Source organism: Longimonas sp. (genome assembly GCF_040409695.1).
Taxonomy (GTDB): Bacteria; Bacteroidota; Rhodothermia; order Rhodothermales; family Salinibacteraceae; genus Longimonas.
Genome location: NZ_JARWGJ010000061.1, coordinates 1 through 13,460 on the forward strand (window position 1 = coordinate 1; position 13,460 = coordinate 13,460).

General features: G+C 59.5%; 5 protein-coding genes and 1 pseudogene. 5 read left to right on the top strand and 1 reads right to left on the bottom strand.

Annotated features, from left to right (window positions below; translation table 11 throughout):
• From PPP56_RS03505 to PPP56_RS03525, 5 genes and pseudogenes are all read left to right on the top strand, one after another.
• Positions 1-2,211: pseudogene (locus PPP56_RS03505) on the top strand (hypothetical protein); the annotation flags it as partial.
• Between the two features lie 103 nt (positions 2,212-2,314).
• On the top strand, positions 2,315-3,307 hold the full coding sequence (locus tag PPP56_RS03510; protein ID WP_353562650.1) for a DUF4268 domain-containing protein: 993 nt from the start codon (positions 2,315-2,317) through the stop codon (positions 3,305-3,307).
• 253 nt (positions 3,308-3,560) lie between these two features.
• The gene (locus PPP56_RS03515) at positions 3,561-3,941 is read left to right on the top strand and encodes an endonuclease domain-containing protein (protein WP_353562651.1); all 381 of its coding nucleotides are present in this window, start codon (positions 3,561-3,563) and stop codon (positions 3,939-3,941) included.
• Positions 3,942-4,157: 216 nt separating this feature from the next.
• Entirely contained in the window at positions 4,158-10,481 is a 6,324-nt protein-coding gene (locus PPP56_RS03520; protein WP_353562652.1) for a DEAD/DEAH box helicase, read from the top strand.
• Positions 10,482-10,544: 63 nt separating this feature from the next.
• Complete coding sequence (locus PPP56_RS03525) at positions 10,545-12,683, top strand: UvrD-helicase domain-containing protein (protein ID WP_353562653.1); 2,139 nt, start codon at positions 10,545-10,547, stop codon at positions 12,681-12,683.
• A gap of 318 nt (positions 12,684-13,001) precedes the next feature.
• Here the strand turns inward: PPP56_RS03525 and holA are convergent.
• The coding region (gene holA / locus PPP56_RS03530) for a DNA polymerase III subunit delta (RefSeq protein ID WP_353562654.1) at positions 13,002-13,460 on the bottom strand (459 nt) is incomplete at its 5' end.

The following is a 13,460-nucleotide window of genomic DNA, read 5'->3' on the forward strand; positions in this document are numbered from 1 at the left end:
TGGCTCATGGACCTGCAGGTGATTCTGGAGGGCGATCTCTACACCAGCGGCCCCGAAGTGGGCGAGCAGCAGGCGCTCTTTCCGGATACGATGACGCCCGACGCCAAACAACTGGCGCTGGAGCTAAAAGACGAGCACGGCTTCGTGAACGTGGACAAACTCTGCGACAGAAACCCTCGTCTGAAACAGGCGCAGGCCCTGGCCGAGCGCTACAAATTCCTGCACTGGGAGCTGGAGTACGCCGACCTCTTCGAGCAGCGCGGCGGCTTCGACCTCACCCTCGGAAACCCGCCGTGGGTGCAGGTGAACTGGGACGAGATCGGACTGCTAAGCGATGTGGAACCGAAGGTCGATGTGCGCGGCTGGTCCAAAAAGAAGGTGTCGGATAACCGGGTCCGCCTCATTGAAGAAAACGACCTGCGCGCCCCGTATCTTGCCGATTACGAGGAAACAGAAGGGATGCAGGCGTTCTTCGGTGCCATGCAGAACTATCCCGATCTGCATGGAATGCGCTCGAACACCTATCAGATGTTTTTGCCGCAAGGATGGATGATCGGGCGCAATGGGGGCGTGACGGCCTACCTGCACCCGGAAGGGGTCTACGACGATCCAAACGGCGGGGACTTTCGGCAGGCGCTGTATCCACGTCTACGGGGTCATTTTCAGTTCATCAACGAGCTGAATCTGTTTGCAGAGGTTCATCACCAGACGACGTACAGCGTCAACGTGTACCAGAATGCGCCGCGTGAAGTCGTCCGGTTTACCAACATCGCCAACCTATTCACGCCAAAGACGATCGACGCGGCATTCGCACACGACGGCAGCGGGCCTGTGCCCGGCATCAAAGACGAAAACCACGATTGGAACACGCAGGGCCACGCGCAGCGCATCGTAACGGTGGATGACGAGGTGCTGTCGCTGTTCGCCACGCTCTACGACGAAGACGGCACCCCCGCACGCGAGGCCCGGCTTTCTGCGGTGCACTCGCAGCAGATTCTTGAGGTGCTCCGGCGCTTTGCCCGTCAGCCGCGTACGCTGGGCGATCTCGAGGACGAGTACTTCTCCACGCAGCACTGGAACGAAACCAACGCACAGGAAGACGGCACGATTGAGCGCGACACGCAGTTCATCGACGACGTGGACGACTGGGTGCTCTCCGGTCCGCATTTCTTTGTTGGGACGCCATTCTACAAGACGCCGCGCAAGGGATGCAAGAACAACCTCGATTACGACGTCCTCGACCTGACCGAGCTTCCGGCGGACTACCTCCCGCGCACCAACTACGTCCCCGCCTGCTCCCGCGCCGAATACCAGCGCCGCACGCCGAAGGTGCCGTGGACGAATGAGGACGGGGAGCGGGAGGCGGTGACGACGTTTTATCGGGTAGTCAACCGCGAAATGGTGCCGCAAAGTGGAATGCGAACCTACGCTCCTGCAATTGTACCGCCTGGGATAGGTCATGTCCATACTGTCTTAGGGACAATCTTTAAAGACTCAGGTCACCTGTTGGATTACACAGGTATGGGAATGAGCGTGCCTGTTGATTTCCGGGTCAAGACCACAGGCGCGAGCCACGCGAATATTTCTCTCATTAGTCAACTCCCAGTTCTCTCATCGGGCAGCTGCTATCGACACCAGATCCGCCTTCGCACCCTCCTTCTCAACAGCCTCACCACGCACTACGCCGACCTGTGGGCCGAGAGCTGGGACGCCGCCTACACCGACGACGCCTGGACCAAAGACGACCCGCGCCTGAACGCCGACACCGCCTTCGCCGATCTGACGCCCGAATGGACGTGGGACACGCCGCTGCGCACGCGGTATGCGCGTCGGCAAGCGCTGGTCGAGCTGGACGTACTGTCCGCCATGGCGCTGGGACTGACCCTTGAGGAATTGCAGACCATCTACCGGGTGCAGTTTCCGGTGCTGCGCAAGTACGAGCAGAACACGTGGTACGACCAGAACGGGCGCATCATCTACACCAAAAACCGCGGCCTGACGGGCGTCGGCTTCAAGAGCAAGAAATGGCGCGAGGTCAAAGACATGCCCACCGGCACCGTGGAGCACGTCATTGAAGACGACACCCAACCCGGCGGACCGGTCGAGCGCACCATCGTCTACGAAGCCCCCTTCACCAAATGCGACCGGGAGGCGGATTATGAACAGGCGTGGGGGGCGTTTGAAAACAGAACCGGCGGTGCGGTGCAATAGGGCCTGGTTCGTTGTGTCAATGTTTCTCGCGCTGCTATGCAGGTGTAGGGAGTCATTGGAATTGCGGTATCGCCTACTCCACTATCCGAAACGCCCAAGCAAAATGAATAGTCAATCCCTCGGTACCCTGACCAACGTTGACCTCCGTAAGATATGGCCGGATGAGGCTCAGGATTTTACCCCTTGGTTGGCCGCGGAAGAAAACCTCGACCGCCTTGCCCACACAATCGGCCTCGACCTTGAGCTTGAAGGTACAGAGGAATCCGTAGGTCCCTTCAGCGCCGACATTTTGTGTCGAGACACCGTCGACGATCAGATGGTGCTCATTGAGAACCAACTCGACTTGACAGACCACCGCCACCTGGGGCAGCTCCTGACGTACGCCGCAGGCCTCGATGCCGTAACCATCATTTGGATTGCGCGTCAGGTTCGCAACCCGCACCGCGCCGCGCTCGACTGGTTAAATAGCGTAACCGAGGAGGAGATCAGCTTCTTTGGAATCGAGATTGAGCTCTGGCAGATCGGCGACTCTCGACCAGCACCGAGGTTTAATCTCGTCTCGAAGCCCAACAACTGGTCCAAAACAATCTCCCGTGCGACGGGGCGAGATGGCGAACTCACACAAACCAAGAAACTGCAGCTCGACTACTGGACCACCCTTTCTGAATACCTGGAGGAGCAGGACAGTCGGGTTCAACCGCGCCGGCCCCGCCCCCAGCACTGGGCGAACTATGCAGTCGGGCGCTCCGGATGTCAGTTAACAGCCCGGGTCAACACCCGCGACCAGCGAGTTGCTGTTCAGTTAGAACTAAAGGACAGACACGAAGCGGAGCCGCTTTTTCACCTCTTAAAGCAAGATCGAGACGCTATTGAGGCCGAACTTGGTATTGGGCTGGACTGGCTCCCAAAGCCGGACAAAAAGGTGTGTGTCATCCAACACGAGTGGGACGCCGACCCCATGGATCGTGACTCTTGGCCCCGCCAGCACAACCGCATTGGCGATCTTCTTGACGCGTTCCATCATACGTTCGCTCCTCGATTAAAGCAGTTGGACCCGAGCGAGTGGGAATCGCTCGACGTAGACGGGAGCGTGTAGAAAGGCATCCCCCTTAATCCCCCTTCAGGGAAGGGGGAGATCTGCGGTGTGGTGGCAGCCTGCCACTATAAGTCCTCTCCTTCCCTGAAGGAGAGCCAGAGAGGATGTGGCGTCGGCGCTGGTTTGACGTTATGTGTGAACAGCAGGTCGTGTCAGAATAAAACTCCTTCAATCCTCCTTTGAGTAAAGGAAAAAGGTGGGGCAGTACCCCTCTTTTACAAAAAGCTGATATTCACCTTCCGTATTCTCTTTCATGCCTCGGCCGCCCTACGATGCCAGTTTGAAACCCGTGGCCCGACGCCTGCGCAAGCGCATGACCAAGAGCGAACGTCGCCTCTGGTCTAAGCTGCGACGCAAACAGATTCATGGGTACACGTTCAACCGGCAGTTCATCATCCTCAATTACATCGTGGACTTCTACTGCCGTCCCTTGCGGATCGCTGTGGAAGTGGACGGCATCACGCACGATGATCCGGAGGTTGCCAGGAACGACATCAAGCGACAGCAAGCCCTTGAGGCGTTGGGTATCAGGGTAGTACGGTTTCCGTCTGGTGAGGTCATGAACGATATCGATAATGTCGTACAAGCCATCGAGGGGTGTGTGCTTGAGATTGAGGCGCAACGAGAATTGTAGGTTGCTTTGCATCCCCCTTAATCCCCCTTCAGAGAAGGGGGAAAGTTGGGCTGGAAGTTTAAGCGCGCTCCACGAGTCCTCTCCTTCCCTGAAGGAGCCAGAGAGGATGCGTCCACCGCTTCAACGTTGCAACCCATCCCAGCATCCATTCGTTAATGTGTTGGTTATCTAAAGACGCAGGCTACCAGTTCCATATGATCATATCGAAGTGTCATCATGCTCCCTTCCGTACTCGCATCCCAGCTTCAGCAGGGCGTCGAAGACTTCCTGCAGACGACCTTTCCCTGCACCACACCGCACTTTCACAATCTGCTGGACCGGTTCTTCGATCAAGACGGCGCGTTGTTTAAGGGGCCGTACGTCTCAATCAACCGGCCTTTTGAGCACAGCAGTCATGGCTCGGACTACTTTCCGGAGGTGCCACTGGGCTTTACGCCGTTTGCGCACCAGGCCCGTGCCTTCGAGCGGCTTGCAGAGCCCGACCCGCAATCCACGCTCGTAGCCACCGGCACCGGATCAGGCAAGACAGAGGCGTTTCTCTGGCCGCTGCTCAACTACGTGCGTCAACATCAGGGGCAGCAGGGCGAGCGCGGTATCAAAGCCATCATCATCTACCCGATGAACGCGCTGGCCACCGACCAGGCCACCCGTATCGCTGAAGCTGTTCATGAGATTGACGCGCTCGACGGCACGCGCGTCGGCCTCTACATCGGGGATCGGCCCGAGGAGCCGTCGCGCACTATGGGCGCCGATCACGTCATCACCAGCCGCAATGCCCTGCAGCAGGCCCCGCCCGATATCCTGCTTACCAACTACAAGATGCTGGACTACCTGCTGGTGCGCCCAGGAGATGCCCGCATCTGGCAGCACAATGATCCCGACACGCTCAAGTACCTGGTTGTCGACGAGCTCCATACTTTCGACGGCGCCCAAGGCACCGATCTGGCGTGCCTCATCCGGCGCCTGAAAGACCGACTGGGCGTCTCCGAAGGCGGGCTCTGCTGCGTTGGCACCTCCGCCACGCTCGGCGGCAGCGAAGACAGCACGCGGCTCCGCCAGTACGCCGAAGACGTGTTCGACACCCCGTTTGAGGACGGAGCGGTTATCGGGGAGACCCGGCAGACCGCAGAAGCCTTCTTGCAGCCGGTGCGATACACGATCTTTCCGGATTTGGAGCAACACGATGGCCTGCAGCCTGAAGCCCAGGCCCATCCCGCCGACTACGTTGCCGCTCAGATTCCGCACTGGTTTCCGGAGGGCACCGGCAGCGACTGGGACCTGACGACCGATGCGGGCCGCATTGCGCTGGGCGAGGCCCTGCGCCGGCATCTGATGACCCACAGCGTTGTCGACCTGTTGGACGATCGTCCCGCTGAAATCAGCGATCTCGCGGCCCGCCTCGAAGCGCGTCTCCCGCAGCTTAAGGGCATCGCGCGCCGCCAGCAGACCGCGATGCTGCGCAGCTTCCTGTCCGTGCTCTCGTGGGCACGCACCGCATCTAACAGCGGGGGCGAGGCCCGCCCGTTTGTACAACTTCGCACGCAGCTCTGGCTTCGCGAGATGCGGCGCATGGTTGCCTCGGTGGATGATCCACCCGTACTCGCGTTCCACGATGACCTGCCCGAGTCGGAGCACGATGGGCACCTCCCGGTCGCCCACTGCCTGGAGTGTGGCGCGATGGGATGGGTAGGCATACAGCGCCCCAACGAAACCACCATTCGAACGGGACTGAAGAACATCTACCAGAAGTTTTTTGCAAGCGACCCGTCGTGCGTCTTTGCATTTCCCGTTGGTGCCGACGAGCGCGTCGATGCCGAGGGCCGCTACCATCAGCTCTGCACGCACGACCTGCACCTCAACGATGCCGACGCCGACGCCTGCACGGCCTGCGACCAGGAGGATGGGCTGTTGCGCGTGTTCATGCCGCACGTGCAGCGCACCACACAGGACGATACGCAGGTGAGCGTCCGGGACTGTCCGCACTGCGGCGCCTCCAGCACGCTAACTATTATGGGGTCGCGGGCAGCAAGCCTGAGCAGCGTCATGATCTCGCAGCTCTTTGCCTCGGAATATAACACCGACAAGAAGCTGCTCACCTTCTCCGACTCGGTGCAGGATGCAGCGCACCGGGCGGGCTTCTTCGAGTCGCGCACGTACCGGTTCAACATCCGCAGCGCCATTCAGCAATACGTTGACCAGGCGCCTGAGCCGGTCACGCTGGACGAGGCCATGCGCCAGATCACCGATCACTACACACAGACGTACAGCGATGAAGCCTTCGTATCCAACTTCATCGCTCCCGACATGCGCTGGCTCCGCGACTACGACCAGATGCTGGAGCAGGGCATGCTGCCCGACGAATCTGACATTGTAACCCGCGTGCGGAAACGCCTTAGCTGGGAAACGTGGAGCGAATACGGCTTTCGGGCCCGCATCGGGCGCACGCTGGAGAAAACCGGTGCCTCCACCCTACAGGTTGACACGGGTCGCCTGCAATCTGCTGTTGATGCGCTGGTGCCCGAGCTGCAGAACAACGTCGGCGATCTGCGTGAGGTCGCTCCCACCGACGTAGCGCGCTTTGTGCGGGGGCTCATCGCCCACATGAAGAACCAGGGAGCGATCTACCATCCCGAACTGGATCGCTACATTGAGCAGGGCGGAAACAGCTATATGCTGAACCGGCAGCACCATCTGCCCAACTATGGCTACCGCTCGCGACTGCCAGCCTTTGTGGCGAGCCGGAGCACCCAGCGCTTCGACCCGGTGCTGACACCGGCTGGCAACGCCGATAGCTGGCTCCAGGCCTGGGCCACCAAGTGCTTTGGAGCGCATGACCCGATGCTCTCCAGCGTGATGGACCAGCTGTACGACCGCGTGCTGCGCATACTGGTGACGAATAATCTACTGGAGCGACGCGAAACCAGCAAAGGCGTCCGCATCTGGGGCGTGCGTCCCGATGCGCTCCGCGTCACCACCGCGGTCCGTCAGCTACGCTGCGACACCTGCGACCACAACGCGTCGGTGGCCCATGACGTGGTAGACGACTGGCAAGGGACGCGCTGCCTGCGCTACCAGTGCACGGGCCGCTATGCCTCTGAAGCGCATGCGCCCAACTACTACCGCCAGCTGTATACCCAGAGCGCACGGCGGCGCATCATTGCACGCGAGCATACGGGACTGTTGGAGCGGGAGGAGCGGGAGACCCTCGAAAAGGCGTTCGACCATAACGAGCATCCGTGGGACCCGAACCTGATCTCGTGTACGCCGACCCTTGAAATGGGCGTGGACATCGGCAAACTCTCCACGGTCATGCTGTGCTCGGTGCCGCCCAGCCCGTCGAACTTTGTGCAGCGCATCGGGCGCGGCGGGCGCCGCACGGGCAACGCCCTGGACGTGACCGTCGCCAACGGACAGCCGCACGACCTCTACTTCTTCGAGGATCCCACCGAGATGATCGCCGGCACGATCGAGCCACCGGGCATCTATCTCAACGCCACCTACGTGCTTTTCCGGCAGTTTGTCGCGTTTTGCTTCGACCGGTGGATTGCCTCTGGCGAGGTGGGCCCACAGGCCGTGCCCGGCACGCTGGGGCGGGCACTGCCCACGTTAAAAGTGGAGGGCGCCTTTCCCGATACGTGGCTCTCGTTTGTTGAGATGAACGAGGATGAACTGTTTGCCGACTTCATTGCGCTGTTTTCAGATACGCTGGATGAGGACGACATCTCGGAACTGCGTTCCGTTATCGCTAAAGAAGGTGGGTTTCGCTACCAGGTGATGGGCCGCTTCGAGTCAGTTGTAAAGCGCCGCAAGGCCATCAAGCGAGACGTACAACGCATTCGCAGCCGCATCCGGAAGCATGAAGACGGGCCTGCTTCGAATCAGGCGGAGGAGGAGATCAAGAAACTACGGCAGGAGAAGACGGCGCTGCAGCGTATCGATGCCCAGATTCGCAGCATGAGCACCTACAACTTTCTCACCGAATCGGGTCTCCTTCCTAACTACGCTTTTCCTGAGGAGGGCGTCACCCTGCGTTCGGTGCTCCTTCGCGGCGAGGAGATCTGGGCGAAGGAATACCGCCGTCCGGCCTCACAAGCGCTGAAAGAACTCGCGCCCGGTGCCACATTCTACGCAGGCGGTCGCAGCGTTCAAGTCGACCAGATCGACCTCTCCGGCGAGGACACGCTTCAGGAGTGGCGCCTCTGCGACCAGTGTGGCCACCTGGAGCAGGTTGTTGAAGAGGGAGGCAAAGCCGTGGCCTGTCCGCATTGTGGGAGCCCGCAATGGGCCGATTCAGGCCAGCGGCACACCCTCGTTCCCCATCAAGAGGTGTCGGCGACAACACTCGACCGCAAGAGCCGAATCACAGATGACACTGAGGGGCGTTCGCCGTCGTTTTACGACACCCGCTTGCATGTGGGCATTCGCAAGCAAGACGTAGACATCGCCTACGAGATCAAAGACGGGGAAATGCCCTTTGGCTTTGAGTTTGCGCACGATGCCGAGCTCCACGAAATCAACTTTGGCGAGCCGGGTCCAAACGATCGCTTGGAGTATGCGGGGGAGCCGGTGTATGGCAAGGGGTTCGACACGTGTCCGCAGTGCGGGCGCGTCCACATCGACGATGACGGCATCAACCACACACAGTCGTGCACGACCCAGACCCAACACGCCGATGCCGATGAGGTCGCGCGGGTTGCGCTATTCCGCCAGATGCGTTCGGAGGCCGTGCGCATCCTACTTCCCGAAACGTCCATTGCAAACACGGAGCGGCGCGTTCATTCCTTGAAAGCAGCCCTGCTCTTGGGGCTAACCGCCCAGTTCAAAGGAAATGTAAGCCACCTAAAGGTAGCTATTCAAGAGCATCAGACCGGCCCCGAGGCTGTGGGACGCAAGCGTTTTCTGGTGCTCTACGACAGCGTACCAGGCGGAACGGGCTACTTGCCTCGCCTCCTGAAAGACAAAGAAGCTATCATTGATGTCTTTGAACAGGCGTACGAGATCATGGCCACCTGTTCGTGTCGCCATGATGAGGACAAAGACGGCTGCTACCAGTGCGTGTATGCCTACCGCAATGCCTACGAGATGGAGTACACGTCACGACAGGCTGCGATGGACGTTATTGAGGCGATCATGAAGGGGCGCGATGCGCTCGTGCCTGTGGACAGCGTGGAAGATATCTCGGTTGCCTCCGTTGTGGATAGTGAACTGGAAGAGCGGTTCATCCACGCCTTGGACGAGGACCTCCCGGCCAACCCGTCGCGACTGGAGAAGCACGTTGTAAACGGTGGACGCGGGTGGCGGCTCTACCTGGGTGCAGGCGAAGAGCAGCAGCGGTATGACATTGAACCGCAAGTACCCGTTGGGCCCGACGAGGGCGTAGCCGTGCCCTGCACCGTCGACTTCGTGATTCACCCGCTCGATGCAGATATGCGTCCGATCGCCCTCTTTATGGACGGATGGGCGTATCACCGCAGGCGCATTGGCACAGATATGCTACAACGACGCGCGCTACGGGCCAGCGGACGCTACTACACGTGGACGCTTACCTGGAACGATATCTCGGACGGCGATGCCGAGTTCGCGAATTACCGGTTCCCGGAGCCGAAGGTACGCCAGCTGCTGAGCGCGATGGATTGCCATGTCCAAGGCGATTACAAAAACCAGAACAGCTTCGAGTGGCTCTGCGATCTTCTTCAGTCGCCCAACCCAGAACACTGGAAGCAGTTCGCGCTTGCGCACGGCATGGCCGCGGCCGTCGGCTTCCCCGAAACGACCGACAACCCGCAGCAGGACTGGAGGAAATCGCTCCGCACCCATGCGCCGGACTCCCTGTGCCGTCGTTTAGAGGAAGAAGCAGACCATCAAACGGCGGTCATGGGATATGCCAACCCGTTTACACAAGGAGCCGGTGCATCCACATCAAACGCTCCTGCATTGCTCTGGGCCGTCACCAATACGGATGCGGTCGAAGCAATAACGAGCGACGTGGATCAATCAGCGGCGGGGCTCTCGGTTGCGCTCTATATAGACGACAAGGCAGATCTTGAGCGATCGGCCTGGAACGGCTATCTACGGCTGTACAACATGCTTCAGTTCATCCCGGGCGTGTATCCGATTACCGCCAGCCTGCCGAAGCGCGACCGCAGCACGCCCTACGACAGCCTGTGGGAAACCCAGCCGCCTCCGCATACCGCAGGGGACGACCGCAGCTCAGAAGGCAACACGCCCTCTGAAGACAGTCAACCGGATCCTACGCCCTGGACAAAAGCAATTGAATACGCGCTCCCTGAAACCGAGGATCTCATTCGTCAACTGGGGGATGCAGGAGCGCCCGTTCCTCAGATGCCTTACCAGCATCAGGAAAACGGCCCTATTGTCGCCGAGGCTGAGATGGGATGGCCCCAGGCATCGGTTGCTGTCGTACTGCCGGAGCAAGCCTCCAGCAAGGCGCACCTTGAAGAAGCAGGGTGGGAGGTCTTCACACTGCAAGAGGCAAAAGCCAACCCGGACGAGCTTCTTGACCATCTGAACGGGGAGTAGGCTCTGTTCAGTGTTGAACGCACCGACTACTCGACTTTCCTCATACCTCTTCCTTTACAACTTATGGATGTCACGGTAGCCATCGGCGACGAATTTCTCGACGCATTTTCGGCCCTGCCCAAAGCGCAGCAGAAAAAGACACGCCGCTTCATTGAGAAGTTTAGAGCCGCCCCGAAGTCAAGCGGGATCAACTACGAGAAGATCAACGGGGCACAGGACGAAAAACTTCGATCGGTCCGTATCGACCAAGCGTACCGAAGCATTATCCTGAAGCCCCCAACGGGCAACGTGTTCATGATCCTCTGGGTGGACCATCACGACGATGCCTATCAGTGGGCGCGTAACCGGTTTTTTGAGATCCATCCCGAAACAGGAAGTCTGCAAGTGCTTCCGCTTGAAGATGGGGAGGTCCCGAATACCGCGACCACGGATTCTACGAGGGATCAGGACGAAAACGAGCAAGACGATCTCTATGCGGAGTACCGGGATCGCGAGTTGGTGCGCCTGGGCGTGCCGGAGCGACTGCTTCCACTCGTGCGGAGCATTAAAACCGAGGAAGATCTCGATGCGATGCAGAAGTACCTGCCCGAAGAGGCCTATGAGGCGCTCTTTCTGCTGGCTGCCGGGTACACGCAAAGCCAGGTCGATAGCGAACTGGCCTACAAGCGCCGCAAAGCCGAGGAGGTAGATACCCAGGACTTTGCCTCGGCTCTCAACGACCCGAATACGCAGCGCCGGTTTACACTTGTCGATGACGACGAAGAGTTGGAGCGCATGCTCGATGCCCCGCTTGAAAAGTGGCGCACGTTTCTCCATCCCTCACAGCGCCGCCTGGTCACGATGGAAGCCAACGGCCCTGTGCGCGTCCTGGGGGGCGCTGGCACAGGCAAGACCGTGGTTGCGATGCACCGGGCCGTGTGGCTGGCTGAGAACGTGTTCACCGATCCGGATGACCGCCTGCTGTTCACCACATTCACCCGCAACCTTGCCGCTGATATTGAGCAGAATCTCGCTGCCCTGACCTCCGAAGATATCCTTCGGCGTATCGAGGTACAGAACCTGGACCGCTGGGTCACGCAGTTCCTCCGTGCACACGGGTATGCGTATCAAGTGGACTATGGCACGCAGACCAAGAACCTATGGGAGCAGGCGTTAACCCTCGCTCCAGACGATATGGTAGAGGCCTTTCTGCGCAGCGAGTGGGAAGAGATCATCCAGCCGAAAGGCATCGACACGTTATCCGAGTACATGCGCGTGAGCCGCATCGGGCGAGGGACCCCGCTCCAGCGTCCCACGCGGAAGGCCATCTGGCCGGTCTTTGAAGAGTACCGTGATCTGCTTGAGCAGAACAAAGTGCGCGAGCGCGAAGGCGCATTTCGGGATGCGCGGGCCCTGCTTGACGAGAAAGGAGATATCCTCCCGTACAACTCCATCTTAGTCGATGAAGCCCAGGATATGGGCACGCAAGCCTTCAAGCTGATCCGCCAGATGATTCCCGGCGGTGACCAAAAGCACGATCTGTTTATCGTAGGGGATGCGCACCAGCGCATTTACAACCGACAGGTCGTGCTGGGCCACTGCGGCATCAACATCGTTGGACGGGGACGCAAGCTCCGCGTCAACTATCGAACGCCCGAAGAGAATCGAGAATGGGCAGTGGGGCTACTGCAAGGCGAACGCTACGATGACCTTGACGGCGGACTTGATAATCAGGAGGTCTACAAATCACTGGTCCACGGAGCAGCACCTCGCGTTAAAATCTTCGATTCGTTTCAGGAAGAAACCGAGGCGATCGTTGGGTATCTTCGGAGTGTAGCTGATGACGGCGACGACCTGCGCAACACGTGCTTGGTAGCGCGGACGAATGATCTGGTGCAGCAGTACGGAAACGCGCTGGAGGAAGCCGGCCTTGAAACTTATACCGTCCAACCTCAGCAGGCTGAGGACCGGTCGCAGCCCGGTGTCCGTCTGGCAACGATGCACCGCACGAAAGGACTGGAGTTTGACCGAGTCATTGTAGCAGGCGTGACGGAAGATGTCATGCCCCATAACAGCGCGATCCGTCAGGCTGCCGATGATGTTGACCGCTCGCATCGTCTCAAGCAAGAGCGCTCCCTGCTGTACGTGGCGGTGACCCGTTCTAAACGTGAGGTCATCGTAACCGCCCCTGAGCCCGCCAGTCCCTGGATTCAGGAGGGGTGACACAGATGAATACAACACTGACATTGGCCTGGACTCCGACAGAGTTTTATCCGGTAGTAGGAGAAACTCGACCACTTCCTTGTCCTACTTTACCCGACCCGCTCATTTATCGTTTGACGGAAATGTCCCGGTTTCGGATAGGCAATTAACAGGGGGGGGGGTAGAAACTCAATGATTTAAACTTGTGAAATGTGAAATTACAGGAAGTAAAAAAGACGTATGCACCACACCGAGCACGTCTACAACGCAGACATCAGCCCTATGGCATAGCATGTGTGGCATAGCATGTGTGGCATAGCACGTGTGGCGTAGCACGCGCTACCGCGCCGCCTGGCGGTTCGGCATGAGCTGGCGCAAGAGCAGCGTCAATATTAGCATCGGGCCGCGCTGACTGCCGCCCTTGAGCTCGTAATCTGCCGCCACCAGGGCCTGATACGCCTGCGCCAATCGCCCGCGCGTGTAGCGCTTGGCGCTCTGCACGTACTCAGACACAAAGTAGGGCGACACGCCAATCACACCGGCCAGCTGACGATTCGACTTCCGCTGCGTTTCAGCCGACTGCAGCTTCCACAGCTTGTCAACGTACGCGTTCAGAATCGCCACAATCATGATGGCCTCGCCACGCGGGTTGTTGGCCTGCTGCAAGAGGCGATCGGCAATGCGCATCGCATCGGCATGACGGCCCTCGCCGATGGCGCTCTGCAGCTCAAACACATTGAACTCGCGCGTCTGCCCGCTGGCGCGCAGCACGTCATCGGTCGTAATCTCATCGCGCTC